We start from the raw sequence: 20,603 nt of genomic DNA, 5'->3' as shown, positions 1-20,603 counted from the left end.
GTCGTAGTAATATGGCTATGCAAGATGACCACGCCTGAGCCCTGCTGTGAGTCGACCGTCGACTTCGATGTCGTGAAAACCCGTCAGCTCCGCTTTGCTGTGGCGCTGACGTCTGTTGTGTTCGCCGGTGAGCTGGTCGGCGGGCTGTGGACGGGAAGCCTGGCGCTGCTCAGCGATGCAGGGCACGTCTTCTCCGATGTCCTGGCGCTGGCCTTGAGCTTGCTTGCCGTCGGCCTCGCCTGTCGGCCGCCTACGGAGCAACACAGCTACGGCTTGCACCGCACAGAGGTGTTCGCCGCCTTCTTCAACGGTGTGGCGCTGCTGGGCATCAGTGCCGTGATCTTCTACGAGGCCTACCAGCGGCTGGCCGAACCGCCGTCGATCCGATCTGGGCCGATGCTCCTCGTGGCCATCCTTGGACTGGTCGCCAACAGCATCGTTGCGCTGCGTCTCGGCGGCCATGAGCACGGCGACCTTAACCTGCACAGCGCGTACCTGCACGTAACCGGTGATCTCCTGGCCTCGGTGGCGGTAGTGGTGGCTGCAGTCGTCATCCTGGCCACCGGCTGGCTGCTGATCGACCCGCTGCTCAGCGCCGGGATCGGTCTGCTGATCGTCGTGGGCGGCTTCCGCGTGACCCGGGAAGCGACCCACATCCTGCTGCAGGGCGTCCCACGGGGGATAGACTTGGCCGAGGTCGCCTCAGCCCTGGCCGAGGTGCCCGGGGTCCAGGATGTGCATCATGTCCACGCCTGGAGCCTGTGCTCGAACGTCCTGGCCTTCACCGCCCACGTGGTGAGCTGCCCGCAGAATGAGGCCGAGAGAACCGCTCTGCGCTGCAAGCTCGAGCAGATCCTGACCGAGCGCTTCGGCTTCTCCGATACGACGCTGGAACTCGAGTGCAACCCGGCCTGTGACGGCGAACTGCTCCAGCAGTTCACCCACGGGATGACCAACAACCACAATCACGCCCATAACCATAGCCACGACCATGACAACGAATAGCGCCCGCCTCCGTGTGAGAGAGCGCCTGAACCTGTCACGCTCAGAGGGTCTGTCATGCATTTGGTAGTCTGCGTCAAGCAAGTGCCCGACACCACCGAGGTCCGCATCGACCCCGTGACCAACACCCTGGTCCGGGAGGGCGTGCCCTCGATCCTCAACCCCTACGATGCCCACGCGGCTGAGGCGGCTGTGGAGCTCAAGGAGCGCTACGGCGGCAAGGTGACCATCGTGTGCATGGGGCCACCCCAGGCCTTCGAGGTCATCAAGCAGTGCATCTCCTACGGCGCCGACCGCGGGATCCTGCTCAGTGACCGCGCCTTCGCGGGCTCCGATACCTGGGCTACCAGCTACACCATCGGTCTGGCCCTGCGCCGACTCCGCGACGAGGACGGCATCGACATGGTCCTGTGCGGCAAGCAGGCCATCGACGGTGACACCGCGCAGGTCGGCCCCGGTCTGGCACGTCGTCTCGATGTCCCGCAGATCACCTATGCCGTCGGCGTCGAGGACGTCGACCTCGAGACGCGCACGGCCCGAGTGCTGCGGCGTCTTGAGAAGGGCGTCGAGGTCGTCCAGACCCCGCTCCCCTGTCTCCTGACCTGCGTCGAAGAGATGAATGAGCTGCGTTACTCCACGCTCCCCAACATGATCCGGGCAGCGCGGTATGTGCCCGAAGTGTGGGGCAAGGACGACCTCAAGGGCGATCCCGACCTCCTGGGTCTCAAGGGCTCGCCCACGATGGTGAACCGGATCTTCCCGCCACCGGCACGTCAGCCTGGTGAGATTGTGGGCACCGATGACGACCCCGGCCGCGCTGCTGAGAGCTTGGCAGACCGGCTGGAGGCGCTGGTGGAGCACGCCTGATCCGGCTTAGGCCAAAGCGTCCTGCCCGTCTTGCAGTTGACTGGTATCGCATCCCAACCTACGGCGATGATTGCGAATGGCGAAGAAGAAGCGGACCCTGACCTACGAGAGAGAACGCTGCACAGGCTGCACCTACTGTGTCGGCGAGTGCCCGGTTGAGGCCATCGAGATGGTTGATGGCGTCGCCGAGGTTGACTTCGACAAGTGCATCAAGTGCGGCAAGTGCGCCAAGATCTGCCCGGCCAAAGCCTTCACCTTTGTCATCGAGGCCGCAGAGGGCGAAGAAGGCCCCGCGGAGGCGGAAGAGGTCGAGCTGCTTGAAGAGCTTGAGGAGGAGACCAAGCCGGATCTCGCCGCCTACTCCGGCGTCTGGGTCTTCGTCGAGCAGGCTCACGGAACCGTGCACCCGGTAAGCTGGGAGCTTCTCGGCGCCGGTCGCAAGCTCGCCGATGCGCTGGGCTGCAAGCTCGCCGCGGTTATCCTCGGTGAGAAGGTCGACCGTCTGGCCGAGGAGGCGGGCGAGTTCGGCGCCGATCAGGCCTACGTCATGGACATGGCGATCCTCAAGGACTACCGCACCGCACCCTATGCCTCCGGTATCCTCCACCTGATCCGCAAGTACAAGCCCGAGATCATGCTCATGGGTGCGACGACCACCGGCCGCGATCTCGCCGGAGCCATCGCCACCGACCTGCATACCGGGCTCACCGCCGACTGCACCGGCCTTGACATCGACTCTGAGACGCGACTGCTGCGCCAGACGCGTCCGGCCTTCGGCGGCAACATCATGGCGACCATTCTCACCCGCGACACTCGACCGCAGATGTCCACGGTCCGCCCGCGTGTGATGCAGGCCTTGCCTCGGCAGCGTGGCCGCAAGGTCGAAGTGATCCGTGGCAGCTTCGCCTGCACCGAGGACCAGATCCCGACGAAGGTCATCGAGTTCCGGCCCGACACCGGCAGCGACAAGCCGAACCTGCAGTTCGCCGAGATCATTGTCTCCGGCGGTCGCGGCCTTGGCAGCCCGGCGGGCTTCGAGCTCATCCGGGAGCTGGCTGATGCTGTCGGCGGCGTAGTTGGCGCCTCGCGTGCCACGGTCGACGCCGGCTGGATCTCCCACGATCACCAGGTGGGCCAGACCGGAACCACCGTCCGCCCGAAGCTGTACATCGCCTGCGGAATCTCCGGGGCCATCCAGCATCTGGTCGGGATGGAGACCTCCGATATCATCGTCGCGATCAACCGCGACCCGAACGCCAAGATCTTCGGTGTGGCCACCTACGGCATCGTCGGCGACCTGTACAAGGTCGTGCCCGAGCTGATCCGTATCGCAAAGGAACGTGACCTCAAGAAGGTGCTGCTGGGCCAGGACGAAGAGGTCAAGCTGAGTGTTTGAGGTGCCCGCCGCGGCACTGCCGAATCACCGGCCACTTCGAACAGGGAGACTTACCAGGCATGACGGCGGAGCAACCTGTGGATAACAAGTTCGATGTCATCATCGTCGGCGCGGGGCCTTCGGGTCTGGCAGCTGCCACCCTCTGCGCCCGTGCCGGCCTCAACACCATCGTCATCGAGCGCGGTGACAAGCCCGGCACCAAGAACGTGATGGGCGGCATCCTCTACACCCAGCCCACGGCCGAGGTCTGGCCGAATGTGTGGAAGGAAGCCCCGGTCGAGCGCCCCATCTTTGAGCAGCTCGTCTGGATGCTCACGCCCGATTCGGCCCTCAAGTTCGGCTACCGCAGCGAGAAGCTGCTGGAGCATCGACCGAACGCCTGCAGCGTCCTGCGGGTCAAGGTCGACCGCTGGTTCGCCGACCAGGCCGAAAAGGAAGGCGCGCTCATCATCTGCCAGACGCGGGTCGAGGAGGTTCTCAGGGAGGGCGACCGCGTCATCGGTGTCCGCTGCGGCCGTCAGGACGGCGACCTCTACGCGCCCGTCGTCATCCTCTCCGAGGGCGTGAATCCGCAGTTGGCCCTGAAGCTGGGGATGCAAAAGAAGCTCAAGCCCCAGCACTTCGCCAGCATCGCCAAGGAGATCATCAGCCTTCCGGAAGAGGTCATCAACGACCGCTTCGGCCTGCCCGACAGCAGCCACGGTACCGCCATGGAGATCATGGGCGACGCCACGGCCGGACTGCTGGGCATGGGCTTCATCTACACCAACAAGAGCACGCTCTCCGTCGGCGTCGGTCCGTCCCTGCTCGATGGCATGGACAGCCCCCTGACACCCTATGACATGCTGCAGCGCTTCAAGGCACATCCGATGATTTCCCCGCTGCTCGAGGGTGGACAGGTGCTGGAGTACCTCTCGCACATGATCCCCGAGGGCGGCTACGACGCCATGCCCCAGCTCTTCGGCAACGGGATCATGATCACCGGCGACGCCGCGATGCTGGTCAACTCCCTGCATCGCGAGGGCTCGAACCACGCCATCCTGTCGGGGAAGGCGGCCGCCGAGACAGCCATCGAGGCCCACAGCAAGGGCGACTTCTCTTCCCGCGTCCTCAACCGCTACCGCGAGCGCCTGGAACATGGCCCGACGCTGGCCGACCTGCGCAAGTACCGGCGCATGACCACCTACATGGAGCAGCACCCGATCTTCAAGGTCTACCCCGAGCTTGCCTCCGACGCGGTGCGCGAGTTCATGGTGGTCGACGACGACACGAAGCGCGCCAAGGAGTGGCGTCTGCTGCGGATGGTGCTGCAGCGCCGCAATATCTTCGGTCTGGCCTGGGATGGCCTCGACGCCCTGCGGACCTTCCCCTAGGCCGGGATCGGTCGGCGGCAGGCTGTGAAGCCCTGGCGTGCCCCTGGGCAGGCGTCTAGAGTTTTGACCGACGCGATCGGTCGGAGGCTTTCGATGAGTGATCTGAAGAACAAGGAACCGAAGCCGTGGGAACTGGTCATGGAGGGCAAGGTGAACGTGGGCCTTGCCGACCGCCTGTACAAGGTCAAGTACAAGACGGACGAGGCCTCCCACCTCAAGATCAAGGACCAGGAAGTCTGCCGCAAGTGCGAGGACAAGCCGTGCATCTCGCGCTGCCCGGCCCAGGTGTACGAGTGGGAGGACAACGAGAACCGCGTCGCCTTCGAGAACTGCCTCGAGTGCGGCGTGTGCAAGATCGTGTGCCCCTACGACAACATCGACTGGGAGTACCCTCGCGGCGGTTTCGGGGTAGTGTGGAAGTTCGGCTAAAGGGCCTGACTGGTTCAGGTGTGCCGTCCCTGATCTCCTTGCATCGGCGGCAACCATGGCGATCGGCGAAGTCACTGCGCGGCTGAAGAACCTCAAGCTCGATACCCAGTTCCTCCGGTACCTGGGGCCTGGCTTCCTCGTCACCGTGGGCTTCATCGACCCGGGGAACTGGGCGACCAACATCGCCGCCGGCGCCCAGTTCAACTACTCCCTGCTGTGGGTCATCACCCTCAGCACCCTCATGCTCCTCCTCTTGCAGCACATGGCCGCCCACCTGGGGATCATCCGCGGCCAGTGTCTCTCCGAGGCCTGCCGGACGCACTTCCATCCTGCCTGGGCCTTCGTGATCGGCTCGACGGCGATGGTGGCCTGCATCGGCACCGCCCTGGCGGAGATCTGCGGCGCCGCCCTTGGTCTGCGCATGCTCTTCCACCTCCCGCTCTGGGCCGGGTCGATCCTCGCAGCCGTCGTCATCCTGGCGCTCATCGGCTGGCAGAAGTACCACGTCCTCGAGCACCTCATCATCGGCTTCGTCTCGGTTATCGGGTTCTGCTACCTGGTGCAGATGCTGCTCGTCAAGCCCGACTGGCCCCTGACGCTGACTGGTGCCTTCACCCCGCAACTGAGCTCCGACTCGATCCTGCTGGCGATGGGCATGCTCGGGGCCGTGGTCATGCCTCACAACCTCTTCCTGCACTCCGAGATCATCCAGAGCCGTGACTGGAGCGCCGTCGGGGACGCTGCAAAGCGTCGCCTGCTACGCTACGAGATGCTCGATACCCTCTTCGCGATGACCGCGGGCTGGCTCATCAACTCGGCCATGATCATCGTCGCCGCCGCCGTCTTCTTCCGCCACGGCGCCGGGGTCACGGAGCTTGAGCAAGCCGAGGCGACCTTGAGGCCACTGGCCGGAGATTTGGCGGCCCTGCTGTTTGCGGTGGCCCTCCTCTGCGCGGGGCTCTCCTCGAGCATGACCGCCGGTCTGGCCGGAGGCACGGTCTTCACCGGCTTCCTGGGCAAGCCGACCGCGATCCAGTCACCCTGGTTTCGCCTGGGCCTTCTGCTGACCTTCGTTCCCGCCGTGGCCATCATGGCGCTTCCGCTCGACACTTTCCGCCTACTCATCCTCAGCCAGGTCTGCCTGTCGATCCAGCTTCCCTTCACCTGCGTCGCTCTCACAGTACTCACCTCGAGCCGCAAGGTCATGGGCGAGTACGCCAACCGGCCGCTGGAGAAGTCCCTCCTGATCCTTACCTCCGCCATCGTCATCCTCCTGAACGTCCTGCTGTTGTACCAGACCCTCGGCGGCAAGTTCTGAGACCGACTCAGTCCCTTAAGCCGCCCGGGCCCTGGGCCGTTATAGACATAGACGGGGACCCGTGCCACGCAGGGCCCTGCGATCTTGCTTTCCCCAGGGATGGTATGCCGTGCGAGGGTATCTACGGACGCAGGTACTGCTCAGTCTGCTCTGCTGTGCCCTGCTCATAACGGGCTGCGGAGAGCGCAAGTTGACTCTGCGTGAGGCCGAGGATCAGGCCCAGATCTGGCTGGAGACGGTGCAGAAAGCGCTGCATCCGCCTGCCCCCAAGGCCGACGAGTCAGCCAACGCTGAGGACCTTGAGGCGGAGGACGACACGGAGAACGCCGAAGGGGAAGAGGAGGAGCCCGTTTGCCTGCGCGACTGCTTCGTGGATGACGACTGGGATCCCGCGGGCTTCAAGAACCCCACCGAGGCGATGGTCTGGCTCACCGCCAGGGCGAACAAGACCGTCAAGGTCACCTCCGTCGACCTCGCAGACAAGGGTGCCTTGCTGACCTTCGAGATGGGAGCACCGCCGATCGTCCTCACTGCTCATCTGATCGTCGTCGACGGACTGCCGCACTGCCAGTCGCTGAAGGAAGAGCAGGCACCCGCGCCGGAAGCCGCCAACAAGACCAAGACCACGACTCCGGTCATGGCCAGACCGGCCAAGCCCCCAGCCTCAGCGCAGTAGCTGCAGCTCATGGATTGACCAGTACAGACCACCCACGCTTCCGGTCTGGGTGACACGCAGGTAACGGAAGCTGGTTGGCGAGAAGCACGCCGTGACGACACCCTTGTCCTGGGCACCCGTCGCCTGCGGACAGTTGACGAGCGTTCTCCATTCCTGGCCGTCGGTTGAGACCTCCAGCGTGAACCCTCGCGGGTAGTCACGCACTGAGCCTGCCGAGTCCAGCACGACCTCACTGAGGGTCTGCACGCTGCCCAGGTCGAGGCGGTACCACATGCCCGGCACCTGCGGCGTTCCGGTGGTCCAGCGAGTCGCCGGGTCGCCGTCGAAGGCCCGAGCTGGATCCTCTCCCGAGTGACTGGCCGTCGCCGACCAGCCCGTCGTCGGCAGCGGCTGCCGCGCTTTGGTCTGCCCGGCCGGTAGCACAGTCAGGTCTGTGATCGGCTTGCCGGTGGGCTCCACGAACCGGGCGCACAGGCCCCATTCGCCGGTCCCCTGGCTCACCTCCACGACCAGCAGGTTCTCGCCTTGCCGCAATTGCAGCCCGGCGATCTTGTCGCTGTCCGGCGTCACCGGGCGCGTCGCCGGGTTCGCATGCACCAGCTTCCCGTTCAGCCAGACTTTCACGCCGTCGTCGCTGCCAAGCCACAGGTCCACCGTGCGAGCCTGGGGCGTCAGGACCGTCACTGCCGCGTACACGGCTGCGTTGTCGAGCTTGCCGAAGACCTCCTCGCCGGTGAAATCCAGCACCGGCGTCGAGCTTCGCAGCCCGCGCCACACGCAGGTGCCGTTGAACAGACCGGGCTCCGGCTGGACCGTGCTCTCTCCGCTGAGGAGGTCGGTGTCATAGGGCCGTTCAGACTGGAAGGGGCCACACACGAGCCAATTGGTCAGGTACCCGTCGGCGTCGACGTTGAAGGCCGCCAGGTTCTCACCACTGGGTGCGCCCTGACGAAGCGGCACACACAGGTCGCTGAGCATCTGGCTGTAGAACCGCGCCGACTTAGGGTTCGTGGGGTCGAGGCGTACCTGCGACACGATCAGCTCGCCAAAGTCCCCGCTCCAGGTAAGCAGTCCCGTCTGAGGGGTGAAGGGCTCACGCTCGGAGCGAAGCAGCGAACCGGTCTTGATGTTCTCGCCCCGGAAGGCCCAGCGACGCCAGTCGGTATGGTTGGTCACCAGCACCGGACGGGCCTGCGGGTCGCTGGAGGACACCGCGAAATCCATGATCCGCCGCGCGCTCTTCTCCTCGATCCAATACAGGTCCGCGAGGTTGATCAGCGACAGGAAGCCGTCGTTCCCGTCGGCCACGAGCTGCGCCGCTTCCGACGGCTCCAGCGACAGCTTCACCGGCAGCACCGCGTTCCAGGCCTCCAGCGACTCCGGCGTCAGGTTGCACAGCAGTATCCGCCGATCGCCTCGCGTGGACTCGGCCATGAACCGACGCACCGCCTCCGGATCAGCCGGCGGAACCGAGCCGTCGCACAGCAGCAGGTCTGGATCCTCGGCCTTGGCGGGCACTCCGAGGGCCTGCAGAGCCGCTACGAAACGTGACTGCGGCGTTGCGATCAGCGCCGGACGGCTCCGGTGATACCAGCCCGGACTCTCCTGGTAGAACCGTGCGATCGAGGCCATCACGGTCCCTGCAGCGACCGGCTCCTCGTGAGCCTTCTCGATCGCCACCAGCTCGCAGAACACGCGCAGTCGGTCGCCCTTCATGACGTCGAAAAGGGCGAGGTCCCCGTCACCGCAACGGACCTCGGGGTGAACCTCGCCGTGGACCTCGCGACCGCAGGCCGCACGGGCAATCACACCGTCGGCGCCCCAAAGTTGCCAGTCCTCATCCCTGCCCTCACCAACGGTCACGAGGAACCCCCGCGTGTAGGTGCCGCTGTGACGCGAGCAGTAGAAGTCGTCGCCGTAGAAGGCCGGGTTGCCCTCGAAGACCACCAGACCGCGGGCCTTGTCGTCGATCGCCAGCGCCTCGCCAGGGCCGATCCCGGAGTTCGCTCCCACCACACACAGTGCAACGCGGTCGGTCGCAAGCTCCATCGGCGACGCCACCCGCGTGTAGGGACACTCCAGCCAGTCGAGCACTTCGGCCGTCTTCCCGGAGGGGTCATACAGCAGCAGGTCCTTCGCCGTCTTCGGCCCGGCCTTGGCCAGCGACGGTCGCGGCCACAGTGCATAGGCCAACTCCTGCTGATAGCAGACCTTCCCCTCACGTGACAGCGCCAGTTGCAGTTTCGCGAGCGGCCACTCCTCCTCCGCCGGCGCCTTCGGAGTGCGGAAGGACACTTCCACCTCGCGACTCTCCCCGGGCTGCATGGCAAGCTGCGTGCGCCCGGTTGCGACCTGCTTTGCCCCAAGAGTGAGCTTCCACGACAGCACCAGCGCCGACGGCGCCAGCACATCGTTGTGCACCGTCAGGTGCCGCACGACGGTCGCGCTTTCCCACAGGCTGTACCCACGCTCCCGCACGAAGAACCGGATCGGCTCGTACAGGTCCTTCATCGCCGTGAAGAGCGGGTTCGGCTCGTAGGCGGGCAGCTTCGGGTCTCTCCCGGCGTTGAGGCAGGTCGAGTAGGGCCCCAGCCGCTCCGGCTTGACGCCCGGCGTGCCCAGATCGTCGTAGTGGAACTGGACCTCCAGCGGCAGCGGGTCGAGGCCATACCAGGCCAGGTTGAACACCGTCGCATAGGCGGCCCACTGCCGGTACCCGGGCACGAGGTCCTGCATCTGCACCGCCAGCGCGTCCATCCGGTCCCGCGAGCTCAGGTACGCGCGGTCGCCGATCCACTGCGCTACCTCCGGCGGCGTCATGTGATACAGCCCGCCGGATTCGCCGATCGTGCTGGCCTTAGGCTTCTTCGGATCACCCGCACCGGGGTAGTGCAGGCTGTAGATCGGCAAGCGACCGTTGAGGTCACCGTCTCCGTCGGAGGACACTTCGCGGGTCGGATCGAGCTTCTTCATCTCACCCGCAAGCTCGGCGTAGCGTGCGAAGACCCAGTCCTGGTCGGGCGCGTTGTCGTCTCCTCGCCGCGCATAGATCTCGTTGGCCACACTCCACAGGGCTACCGACGGATGGTTGCGGTCGCGCAGGACAAGCTCCTGCACCTGCGCCTTCGCCCTGCGCAGGAAGTCCTCGTCATACCAGAAGTTGATCGCCGAGCCCCACAGCGCCGACTCATCGACGATCAGCATCCCCACCTCGTCCGCGACCTCGAGGTAGTACTCCGGATAGACCTGCGCGTGGAAGCGAATCAGGTTCACGTTTGCCGCCTGCGCCATCTCATACCACGCGCGGGCGTAGGCCGGCGTGAGCTGCGGAATACCCATGAAGTGCCAGGCGTCCGCCCGACCGCGCCAGGGCACACCGTTCAGCTCGAAGTGCTTGCCCTCAGCATCGAGCCGGAACTCGCGGAAGCCGAAGCGCGTGCGCCTCATGTCGATGGGCGTGTTGTCCTCATCGTCGGCATAGAGACGCGTCAGGAGAACGTACAGTTGCGGGTCGTCGGGCCACCACAGCTTCGCGCTTGCCCAGGGCTCGGAGAGGGTCAGTGTCCGCGTCTCGCCCGGTGCGAGATCAGCCTGTGCCCGCGCAAAACCCTTGCTGGGCATGCTCCCCGGCGCGGGCTGCCCGGACTCGAAGACATGGTTGTTGATCCGCGCATGCCGGGGCTGTCGATCGAGGTTCGTGACGGACACCTGGAGCGTGATCTCGCGGCGCTCGACGGAGGTCATGACGAAGACGTCGCTGACATGAAGCAGCGGACGCGCGATCAGTGAGACGTCCTGCCAGATGCCGTGTATGTGTCCACCCCAGAAGCTTCCCCAGCCGTACGTCGCGCGGCCCTTCACGTTGAACAACTGGTGCGCCTTGACCCCGACGACCAGCTCGTTCGGACCGTCGAAGCGCACCAGGTCGGTGATGTTGAGCTCGAAGGGTGTGAAGCCTCCTTCGTGCGAGCCCGCCTTCTTGCCGTTCACGTACACGTCGGCCCAGTAGTGCACCGCCTCGAAGCGCAGGAACAGGGCCTTGCCGCGCATGGACTCTGGGAGCGTGAAGGTCCGTCGATGCCACGCTGCCTGCACACTCTCCCAGGCCTTCGGGTAGCTCGGGAAGCACTCGAAGTCGCCGCCGTCGCTGCGGGAGAAGGAGTTGGCGTTCCACGGAGAGGGGATCCGGATCGCGACTGGATCCCAGGCGCCGGTCGGCGGGAAGCTGAGCTGTGGGTCGGCCGGCTGGAACTGCCACTCGCCGTTCAGGCACAGCTCGGGGCGCAGCGAAGGGTCCTGGGTAGGTGGTGCGGCGTGGGCGGCGGCGGTGATACCGAGGACGGCAAGGAGCAGTGCATGCAGTCTCATGTTAGCCTCCACGCGAATCCACGTTGGCCGGTCTGGGCCGTGCCGGATAAGCAAACAGCCCGGTCCACGAGGGACCGGGCTGTTATTTCGTCATCCTGGAGCCAGCGGCCTACAGGTACGGAACGGGAATGTCGAAGGCCTCGAGCAGGCTCTTGAGACCGAAGCCCTTGACCGCGAGACGCGGCATCGGTGCTGCGGTAGCGGTAGCGGCCTGGCCGGCCGGCTGCGGAGCGGCTGCAGCCTGGAGCTTGAAGAAGTAGGGCAGGCCCTGCTGCTTGGCGAGGCGTACCGCAGTGCCGAGCTCCTGCAGCCCTTCGCCGTCCTTGCGGTTCTGCATCAGGACGCGACCGAGGTTCCAGTGCGCGAGTGCGTACTCCGGCTCGTCGCGGACCGCGATGCGCAGCAGCGTCTCGGCCTTGTTGGTGTCGCCGCGCAGTGCGTGCATCACGGCGATGTTGTTGGTTACTGCAGCCCAGTCATGGTGCAGGCCGTGGGCGGCGGCGACGTCGTGGAAGACGACCGCTCCGCTCTGGCTGGAGAGTGCCGGGTCCTGCAGGCCGAGCTCGACGCCGATGTAGTCGTAGAAGCGGCGGCGCTCCGGGTCGGCGCTATCGGCGGCTGCGAGCAGGTCGAGGGCCGGCTTCAGCGCTGCCGTGGTGATGAACTCGCCACGGACGTTGTAGTGCGGCTTGCCCAGTTGAGTCCGAAGGCGAGCGGCGTCCAGCGGAGCCGAGGTCAGCGAGGAGGAACTCTCGCGCAGGGCAGCCAGCAGTCCCTGGTAGTACAGCGCCGGGGCGAACTTCGGGTCGATGCGCAGAGCGCTCTGGAAGGCTGCGTTGGCATAGTCGAACTCGGTCCGGGGGATCGACGCAACGCCGATCGCGGTGTACAGGCGGACGTCCTGCATGCCGAGGTCAACAGCGTGCTTCCAGGCCAGGACGGCATCGTCCATGCGGCCGAGCTCCGCCAGGGCGTAACCGCGGTTGAAGTGCGTCTCGGCCATGTCGGCACTGAGCTTGATGGACCGATCGTACTGGGCGAGGGCCGCGGCGGGTTCGCCGGCATCAAAGAGGCACTTGCCCAGGTTGTTCGCAATGTACGGGGACTTCGAGTTCAGGCGCTGGGCCCACCGAAGTTCGGCGATGGCCTCGCACAGGTCAGAGCCGGCGGTGAGTGCCTGGGCCGCTGCGATGACGCTCCGCTTGACCTTCGGGGTCAGCGTCTGGGCGTTCGCTGCCATGGTGCTGTCGGAGGCCAGACCCTTCAGCACGGAGTCCGGAAGCGCCAGCGGCTCGACCGTGCTGGTGCCGTCGGCCTTGACTTCGAGCACCTTCTGGTAGTTGGCGGCAATCCGCAGGATGGCCGGCTCAAGCGAGTCGATGTCGACCAGCATGTCCTGCATGTCCAGGCGAGTGGTGCCGTACAGCGGGCGGTTGTCCCACAGTTGCCAGACTGCTGCAAGCTGGGCCTTCAGCCGCGGCCAGACGTCGGGCGTGACCTTCACCCGCGGAGTGGCCTCGTAGCTGCGCGGATCCATCGCGTCGACCAGGGAGAGCCGCTTGGCGGCCATGAAGTGGGTCGCGATGACGGCCAGAGCGGCCTCGACCTCATCGTCGGTCGGGGTCTGGCTGAGGGCATTGTAGGCTGCGAAAAGCCGGTCCGGGTCACGCCGCTGATGCAGCGTGAGCCCGAGTTGGTGATGGATCTCGGCGTCGGTGGAGTTCAGACGCAGTGCCTGACGATAGGCGCGGACCGCGGTGTCGAGGTCCTTGCTGTCGCGGGCGCTGGCGGCCAGGTTCAGGTAATGCTCGATCTCGTGTGGCTGCAGCGCGGCTGCGCTCTGCAGGGCAGAGACTGCCTCCTCGGGCTTGCCGGCGGCCCGCAGGGCGACACCGAGGTTGTTCTGGTACGCGCCGTTAGCCGGATCAAGCTCCGCTGCCTTGCGGTAGGCGGCGAGCGCCTCGTCGAAGCTGCCGTTGCCGGCCAGGGTCAGGGCGAGAGCGTTCTGGACTTCAGCCTGGAAGGCAGCGGTGTCATCGGTGGCGAGGCGAACCGCTTCCTTCAAAGCGTCGATGGCCGGCTGCGGCTGCCCGAAGGCGGCGAGCGCGAGCCCGAGATTGTACTGCCCGCGCGCGTTCGTCGGGTCGAGCTCTACGGCCTGCCGCGCCTGAACCACTGCGCCATCGTACACTCCCCAGCGGCGCAGCGCGACGCCGAGAAGCATGTGCACATTGGCGTTCTGCGGCTCCAACTGGCGGGCGATGTGCAGGTGCGCGACCGCCGAGCGATAGAGGTTGAGCTCGGCCTCACTGCCGGAGGCCTCACCCACTGCAAGCCGCTCTCGATCGCGCTGGGTATGCATTAGCATGCCCTTTTCGATCTGGGCTGAGGCGAGCGATTCGTGCGCCGGTACGTAACCGGGCGCCGTGTCGGCCGCGGCCGTATACAGCGCGATCGCTGTATCGAGGCGCCCCAGATGACGCAGCGAGTGCCCCAGGTTTACGGAGGCCGAGGCAAGCGGCGTCAGGTAGTTCTCCATCCGCAGCTTGTCCACGTAGGTCGCCGTGCGCTCTCCGGCTGCGACCCAGGGCTTGAAGAGCCGCATGCATTCAAGAAGCTCTCGGGCGGCGCCCTCGTAGTCCTGCTGCTGCATCAGGTCCAGACCCCGCTCGTAGTGCGCACGAGAGGCGTCGGGGACCGCGTAACCGGGCTGCCCGTAGTTCACGAGCCACCCGTCGGGCCTGGCATTGGGATTTGCTGCTGCGGTGCCTTGGGCGAACACAGGCATGACTGCGGCGAACATCGCTGCAAAGGCCAGGAGTGACGGCAGGAGCAGGGATGCGCGACCGGGGCGCAATGCACGACGCATAGGAGTCCCTCCCGAATGGATACCGGACGTCTGTTGCTGCTACTTCGTGGCCCGCCCCAAACGCCAGATGCACGGAAAATGCCGACCCCGTTCCCGCCTCACCGGCGGAAGCTCGGAGCCGGCCTATCGGTCTGTGGCTTTGCTACTCATCGCAGTTTACCCCATATCTGCGACCTGAATCAACCCACGCAAGCATTTTTCACGCCTCCGCGCGCAACTCGCCCCAAACCCTCCTCAAGCACCCACCTCGATCCTCTCGTCTTCCAGAGAAGGAATTCCCTCTTCTGCAACGAAACTCCTCCTTGTCGCGCCAAGGTTTCCTCGCTCCCCACAGAGGCCCCGGTCGCCCTGCCATCAGAGGGCCACTAACTCCCACGATGGGCGTGAGCGTACATGGACAAGGACACCTTCGGAACGGCCATCGCCTGTGTTGACGGACGCGTCCAGATCCCGGTCATCGAGTGGATCTGCAGCACCCACCACGTCGATTACGTCGACATGGTCACTGAGCCCGGCGCCGACATGGTCCTCGCGCGCTGGGTCATCGACAAGCTGCTCAGCATCAAGGACCGGACCCGCCTCTCGGTGGAGGCCCATGGCTCGCAGGTTGTCGCCGTCGTCGGGCACTTCGACTGTACGCGTGCACCCGGATCCCGCGACGAGCATTTTGCCCAGATCAAAGCTGCTGTCGCAGTGGTCTCCTCCTGGGGACTGAAGGTCCCCGTGATCGGACTCTGGGTGAACGAACGGCAGAAGGTCGAGCAGGTCACAGAATAGCTCTGGGGCCCGCAGGCGCACGAACCATCTCATGCGACGTGTCAGTCGGCGCAGCCGAACTCAGACGCTGCGCATCCTGGAGGTAAGGCCGATGAGAAGTATGTTGCCCGTCCTTGGGCTCCTGGCCGCCCTATCCGCGGGCGCTGCCGTCCCCTGGAGCCACTCGCTGTACCTGCCCGGTGACGGCTACTGGCACCAGCGTGTTCAGGTCGACATCACCAACAACCGGGAGGTTGCCGCAGAAGGCGCTCCCGTGGCCGTCACCATCGGCAAGGGCGCCGGAGAGGCCGATCTCGTCGGCGCTGAGGCCCAGGCCGTCCGAGTGTGTGATGCCAAGGGCGTCGAGATGCTCTTTGGCATCGCCGATCCCCTCGGCGTAGATCTGCGCCAGGGCCCAATCCCGGCGGGCAGCAAGCTCGTCCTGCCGGCGGAGTGCGCGGCGAAGTCCACTGCCTCCTACTTCGTCTACTTCGATAACCCCTCTGCCTGGCGCGTTCCCGACTTCCTGCCCACCGTCGCAGGACTGCGCAACGGGAACCTGGAGGAGGGTACCTCCGACGGACCGATCGGCTGGAACCACGACGCCAGTGACGAGACCCATCGCACCTCCTGGGTCACCGAGGCGCCTCACTCCGGCACCCACTGCCTCAAGACCGTCGTTGCGGAGGGTGCTGAGCCGACCTGGATCGCCACCCGGCAGTCCGGCATCCCCATCGCCGGCGGCGGCAAGTATGTCATGAAGGCCTGGGTGAAGGCCCAGAACGCCAAGGGTAGCGTCGGCTGGTACATCCACGTCGGCAACAGCGCCAACGCCATGATCGTGTCGCCCATGCTCCTGGCGGGCGACGGCACTTACGACTGGCGCGAAGTCCGGGCCGAGTTCACTGCCCCAGCCGAAGCGACGATCGCCGATCTGGGCACCGTCCTGCGCGGGACCGGTACCGCCTGGTTCGACGACATGAGCCTCGAGCTGATCGACGGCCAAGCGCCCCTTACCGCGAAGGCCGGGAAGGTTGAGCGCATGGACCTTCGTGAGGTCGGCGCCCGGGCTCCCTGGTACGACGACGATCCGAAGGACGATCTCTTCTGGGACTACCGGATTCCGGTTCGCGTCATCAGCCAGGCCGACCCGACCGCAACAAGGTCGCGGGTCGAACTGGCCCCGGTACTGGTAAGTGCCGACCTGTCCTCGATCCTGGTGCGGATGCGCGGCAAGGCCAATCTGGATTCCCTGCGCGTGGTCCAGGGCGGCACTGTCGTCCCGCACTTCCGCTTCCGCGACATGGTCCTGTTCACGGCGAAGGTCGAGCCGGACACGGTGTCTACCTACTATGTGTACCTCTCGGCCGACGCGCGCTTCCAGAAGCAAGTCGTGGCTTCCGCAGCACCGGCGACTGGCGGCACCCGGGTCACGGCGACTCCCGATGACAACGCCGACGTCGCCAGCCATGTCCCGACTGTCGCCGATGCGGGCTTCGATGCTGCCGCACTCGCCGACTATGCCCGCCTGTTGTCCTCGCCGCAGAATCTCGTCAAGAACCCCAGCTTCGAGACCGGTGCGAAGGTGCCCGATGGCTGGCCGGGCTCCGCAGAGGGCTCGCTGCCGAAGGGTGCCAGCCTGGGGCTGGAGGAATCCGGTCTCTTCGGCAAGCGCTGCGCCCGCATGTCCATTCCTGCGGATGCCACCAAGGCCTGGACCGGCTGGCGGCAGGACGTTCCCGTCCTTCCCGGCCGCACCTACCTGTGCTCGGCATGGCTCAAGTGCCAGGACCTTGAGGGCGGCCTGCAGATCCATGTCCACCTGTGCAAGGCCGACGGGTCGCTCAGCGACTACAGCCCGTACACTTCCGCCGGTCCGGCCATCAACGGCACCACCGACTGGACCCCGATCTCCGGGCTCTTTACTATCCCCGAGGACTGCCGGATCTTCCAGGTTCACCTGACCATGCTGGCGACGGGCACTGCCTGGCATGATGGGGCGCTCGTGGCCGAAGTCCAGCCCGGCACCCCCGGTACCGTTGAGACCCGTGTCCCTGCCCAGACGGGCGGCGCGGTGACGGTGTGGCTGGTCAACTCCGTCGTCAAGGTGTTCCAGGACGACGGCGCGCCGCGGGAGATTCCGGCAGCTCGCGTGACCGTGGCACGCAACGAAAAGGAGCCCCTGCAATTCGCCGTCCGCAGCGCCCAGGCCCGCGATCGGGTGCGTGTGGTCGTCGATTCGCCGGCTAACGCCCGCGGCGAGAGGCTTGACCAGCTAGAGGTCTCGGTCGTCGGCTACGTGCCCATCGACCACAAGACCAGCTACTACAGCAGCAAGTCACCGACCTGGCAGCGCAAGTTCCCGCCGGCCGGTTCCGGCGGCTGTGACGGCTGGGCGGGCATCTGGCCCGATCCCCTCCTGCCGAAGGCTGACTTCGACCTTGCTGCGAATACCACGCAGCCGGTCTGGATCACCGTGAGCGTGCCCAAGACGGCCGCCGCAGGAGACTACCAGGGCCGCATGAGGCTCGTCAGTGCCGGCAACACGCTGGCAACGGTCCCCTTCACTGTCCACGTGTGGGACTTCGCCTTGCCCGACGTAAATCACACCGGCGCCATCTATGACGTTCGCCTCGGCGGGCAGTGGGTGGCCAAGGGCAAGACGATCGACACCGTGCGCCGCGAGTTCTTCAAGTTCATGGCCGACAACCGCCTGTGCCCGGACCGGGTGCAGCCCGAGCCCGTCTTCAAGTACGAGAACGGCAAGGCCTCGGCTGACTTCACCGCCTATGACCAGGCCTGCGCCTACTACTTCGATGAGCTGAAGTTCCCCTTCAGCTACACGCCGGGCCTCTTCTACCTCTTCGGCTGGGGCTATCCGCCAAAGGTCATCTTTGGTCAGAACCCCTTCGAAGGTGCGTACCCCTACGAGGACACCGACCGCAGCAAGCTGCGGCCCGAGTACAAGCGCGCCTATCAGGAGTGTCTGCGCCTGTATGTCAACCACATGAAGGAAAAGGGCTGGTACGACAAGGTCGTCCTGTACATCTCCGACGAGCCCTATGACAGCCAGGAGCGCATCCGTGCGCAGATGAAGGCCCTCTGCGACATGATCCACGAGGTCGATCCCAACATCCCGATCTACTCCAGCACCTGGCACCATCAGCCGGAGTGGGACGGCTACATCACCCTCTGGGGCATCGGTCACTACGGCATCGTCCCGGTGGATCGCATGGAGCAGATCCGCAAGGGCGGCGCGAAGATGTGGTTCACGACCGACGGCCAGATGTGCACCGACACGCCCTACTGCGCCGTCGAGCGACTCCTGCCTCACTACTGCATGAAGTACGGGGTCAGCGCCTACGAGTTCTGGGGCATCACCTGGCTCACCTACAACCCCTACGAGTTCGGTTGGCATTCGTACATCTCCCAGAGCGGGCAGCCCGGCGAGACCGGCTGGGTCCGCTATCCGAACGGTGACGGCTTCCTGGCCTATCCCGGAAAGCCCATCGGCTATGACGGCTTCGTGAGTTCCGTCCGCCTGGCCCAGGCCCGCGAGGGCGTCGAGGACTACGAGTACCAGTACCTGCTCCGCGACCTGGTGGCCCGCGCTCAGGCAGCAGGTAAGGACACCACCCAGGCCCAGCAGGCCCTCGGACTGGCAGCCTCCCTGGTCGAGATCCCCAATGCCGGCGGCCGCTACTCCAGCCGCATCCTGCCTGATCCGGACAAGGTGTTCGAGGTCAAGGAAGCTGTGGCGAAGGCCATCGAGGGGCTCAGCCGCTAGCCGCTCGGGCTTCGCTCGGAATGCACCCATACACACACCAAAGGGCCTCGCCATCGGCGAGGCCCTTTTCCTTTTGGTATGCCTGGCGCTGACGTTGTATGCCCTACTCTTGTGGCTTGAAGCTGACCCCGCTGATCTTGCCGCCCTGTCGGGTGATCGTCAACATCCCGACGGTCCTGGCATTGCCTTCGCCGCCCAGCAGATTGCCCGGCCCCTTCTTCAGTGCCGGATCATACAGGCCTACTCGCACACGGAAGTTCCCCGCTGCCGTCTCCGGAGGCACGACGAACTTGACCGGGCCCACGTGGTAGTCCTCACCGGCCTTCCACTCAGTCACCGGCGGCTCCGGATAGGGCGTCGCACGGAAGGCGATCTCCCCGGAGTTGCCCCGCAGGAACTGCATGAAGGACCAGTACCTGCCTTCCGGCTTGAGGGGCTTGGTGACGTGCCACACGACGCCCATCTCGAACTCGTTGCCGCCCAGGTACCCGAACTTTTCCGCCTCCGGCCGCATCTCCACGACGGTGCTCTCCGGGGTCTTCGCAGCCTGGGCCGCAATCACCGCCGCGAAGGGGTGTGTGGTCTCCGCCGTCCAGTCCAGCACCCGCTTGCGCATCTGGTCCGCCGTCGCCTTGTGCGCCGGGTCGTAGGCCAGGTTGGTCATCTCGCCCGGATCGGACTGGAGGTCGTAGAGCTCGTCCAGGTCGCGGCGCTTCCAGTTCAGCACGAACTTGTGCCGCTCGTCTCGCGTGATCAGCGACGAGTCGCTGCAATCGCTGAAGATCGCCTGCCGGTGCCGGCTCGTCTCGCCCCGCAGCAGTGGCAGCAGCGACTTGCCGTCGAGGTTGCTCGGCACCGAAAGCCCGGTCGCCTCCAGGAGCGTGGGCATGAAGTCGATGTTGCTCGCGAGAGCGTCGGTACTGGAGCCTGCCCGCGTGACACCCGGGATGTGCACGAAGGTGGGCACCCGGTAGAGCTCCTCATAGCCGCAGCAGCCGAGCTTGAGAATCATCCCATGCGCCCCGACCATGTCGCCGTGGTCCGAGGTGAACACCACGATGGTGTTGTCCCACTGGTTGGTCTCCTGCAGCGCCTGGAACACCCGGCCGATCTGGTGGTCGATGTAGCTGCAGTAGCCAAAGTAGCGCCGCCGGTAGTCCATGAACTGCCCATCGTTCCAGCGCGGCAGCATGTAGCACTGTGCGCTCGCTCGCTGAGTGATCGGCTTGCCCTCGAGCTTGTCGTAGTGGTTCGGTGGAAGGCCTGCCTGCTCGAGCGTGTACTTCTCATCCCAGGGCCGTGGTGGAGCGACGGGGGAGTGCGGCCCGAAGAAGGAGAGCACCGCACACCACGGATTGCCCGTCCCCGCATGGCTGCGGATGAATCGGTCTGCCTGACCGGCGAAGAACGCCTCCATGTGGTACTCGGCGGGGATCTGCGACCAGTGGTGCGTCCCTTCGGGGCCCGACGGCGCATCGTTGTGGTTGCCGAGGCTGGGGAACTTGGTCAGCAACTCGCCCTGTCCCTGATCTCGCAGCCACTGATGATACTGTTCCCAGCCGCCCTCCCAGGTGGTGAAGCCGTGCTGTGGCTTATCCTCTCCGACTCCACCCGCGGCAGCCTCGAACTTGAACCCGTCGGGACTCTCGACCCGCCGGAAGTACCAGTCGCCTCCGAATCCGCGAGCACGGTTGTCCTCACGTCCCCGGTACATGTTCCCGCCGAGGTGCCACTTCCCGAAGTATCCCGTGTCGTAGCCTGC

At 65.6% G+C, this 20,603-nt stretch carries 12 protein-coding genes; 9 read left to right on the top strand and 3 right to left on the bottom strand.

The window, feature by feature from the left end:
* Positions 1 to 24 precede the first annotated feature (24 nt).
* From ABFE16_17525 to ABFE16_17495, 7 genes are all read left to right on the top strand, one after another.
* The gene (locus ABFE16_17525) at positions 25 to 1,005 is read left to right on the top strand and encodes a cation diffusion facilitator family transporter (protein MEN6347102.1); all 981 of its coding nucleotides are present in this window, start codon (positions 25 to 27) and stop codon (positions 1,003 to 1,005) included.
* Between the two features lie 54 nt (positions 1,006 to 1,059).
* Positions 1,060 to 1,869 carry an electron transfer flavoprotein subunit beta/FixA family protein gene (locus tag ABFE16_17520; GenBank protein ID MEN6347101.1) on the top strand — a complete coding sequence of 270 codons (810 nt, stop codon included), beginning with the start codon at positions 1,060 to 1,062 and terminating at the stop codon, positions 1,867 to 1,869.
* Positions 1,870 to 1,945: 76 nt separating this feature from the next.
* Positions 1,946 to 3,265, top strand: a complete 1,320-nt coding sequence (locus ABFE16_17515) for an electron transfer flavoprotein subunit alpha (protein ID MEN6347100.1) — start codon at positions 1,946 to 1,948, stop codon at positions 3,263 to 3,265.
* Between the two features lie 59 nt (positions 3,266 to 3,324).
* Positions 3,325 to 4,638 (top strand): FAD-dependent oxidoreductase, encoded by a 1,314-nt coding sequence (locus ABFE16_17510; protein MEN6347099.1) that lies wholly within the window; start codon positions 3,325 to 3,327, stop codon positions 4,636 to 4,638.
* Positions 4,639 to 4,794: 156 nt separating this feature from the next.
* Positions 4,795 to 5,067 (top strand): 4Fe-4S dicluster domain-containing protein, encoded by a 273-nt coding sequence (locus ABFE16_17505; protein ID MEN6347098.1) that lies wholly within the window; start codon positions 4,795 to 4,797, stop codon positions 5,065 to 5,067.
* A 55-nt stretch (positions 5,068 to 5,122) separates the two neighbouring features.
* A complete protein-coding gene (locus ABFE16_17500) occupies positions 5,123 to 6,385 on the top strand; it encodes an Nramp family divalent metal transporter (GenBank protein MEN6347097.1) in 1,263 nt (420 codons plus the stop codon).
* A 190-nt stretch (positions 6,386 to 6,575) separates the two neighbouring features.
* A complete protein-coding gene (locus ABFE16_17495) occupies positions 6,576 to 7,061 on the top strand; it encodes a hypothetical protein (protein ID MEN6347096.1) in 486 nt (161 codons plus the stop codon).
* Here the strand turns inward: ABFE16_17495 and ABFE16_17490 are convergent.
* Positions 7,050 to 11,429, bottom strand: coding sequence for a discoidin domain-containing protein (locus ABFE16_17490; GenBank protein ID MEN6347095.1), 4,380 nt, complete (start codon positions 11,427 to 11,429; stop codon positions 7,050 to 7,052). The genes ABFE16_17495 and ABFE16_17490 overlap by 12 nt on opposite strands.
* 109 nt (positions 11,430 to 11,538) lie before the next feature.
* Complete coding sequence (locus ABFE16_17485) at positions 11,539 to 14,298, bottom strand: tetratricopeptide repeat protein (protein ID MEN6347094.1); 2,760 nt, start codon at positions 14,296 to 14,298, stop codon at positions 11,539 to 11,541.
* Positions 14,299 to 14,691: 393 nt separating this feature from the next.
* Here ABFE16_17485 and ABFE16_17480 point away from each other — a divergent pair, with 393 nt between their 5' ends.
* Both ABFE16_17480 and ABFE16_17475 read left to right on the top strand, forming a co-directional pair.
* Positions 14,692 to 15,075 carry a carbonic anhydrase gene (locus tag ABFE16_17480; protein ID MEN6347093.1) on the top strand — a complete coding sequence of 128 codons (384 nt, stop codon included), beginning with the start codon at positions 14,692 to 14,694 and terminating at the stop codon, positions 15,073 to 15,075.
* Between the two features lie 91 nt (positions 15,076 to 15,166).
* Entirely contained in the window at positions 15,167 to 18,841 is a 3,675-nt protein-coding gene (locus tag ABFE16_17475; protein ID MEN6347092.1) for a glycoside hydrolase domain-containing protein, read from the top strand.
* Positions 18,842 to 18,944: 103 nt separating this feature from the next.
* Here the strand turns inward: ABFE16_17475 and ABFE16_17470 are convergent.
* Positions 18,945 to 20,603: sulfatase-like hydrolase/transferase (locus tag ABFE16_17470; protein ID MEN6347091.1), on the bottom strand; the 1,659-nt coding region annotated here is incomplete at its 5' end.

The sequence above is a fragment of the Armatimonadia bacterium genome, from assembly GCA_039679385.1.
GTDB lineage: Bacteria > Armatimonadota > Zipacnadia > Zipacnadales > JABUFB01 > JAJFTQ01.
The sequence above is the reverse complement of the archived record's forward strand: the minus strand, read 5'-3'. Positions and strand labels throughout refer to the sequence as shown.

Bases quoted from the DNA above. Each gene is read 5' to 3' on its own strand.
- ABFE16_17525 (MEN6347102.1), top strand. From the start codon at position 25: ATGACCACGCCTGAGCCCTGCTGTGAGTCGACCGTCGACTTCGATGTC.
- ABFE16_17520 (MEN6347101.1), top strand. From the start codon at position 1,060: ATGCATTTGGTAGTCTGCGTCAAGCAAGTGCCCGACACCACCGAGGTC.
- ABFE16_17515 (MEN6347100.1), top strand. From the start codon at position 1,946: ATGGCGAAGAAGAAGCGGACCCTGACCTACGAGAGAGAACGCTGCACA.
- ABFE16_17510 (MEN6347099.1), top strand. From the start codon at position 3,325: ATGACGGCGGAGCAACCTGTGGATAACAAGTTCGATGTCATCATCGTC.
- ABFE16_17500 (MEN6347097.1), top strand. From the start codon at position 5,123: ATGGCGATCGGCGAAGTCACTGCGCGGCTGAAGAACCTCAAGCTCGAT.
- ABFE16_17490 (MEN6347095.1), bottom strand. From the start codon at position 11,429: ATGAGACTGCATGCACTGCTCCTTGCCGTCCTCGGTATCACCGCCGCC.
- ABFE16_17485 (MEN6347094.1), bottom strand. From the start codon at position 14,298: ATGCGTCGTGCATTGCGCCCCGGTCGCGCATCCCTGCTCCTGCCGTCA.
- ABFE16_17480 (MEN6347093.1), top strand. From the start codon at position 14,692: ATGGACAAGGACACCTTCGGAACGGCCATCGCCTGTGTTGACGGACGC.
- ABFE16_17475 (MEN6347092.1), top strand. From the start codon at position 15,167: ATGAGAAGTATGTTGCCCGTCCTTGGGCTCCTGGCCGCCCTATCCGCG.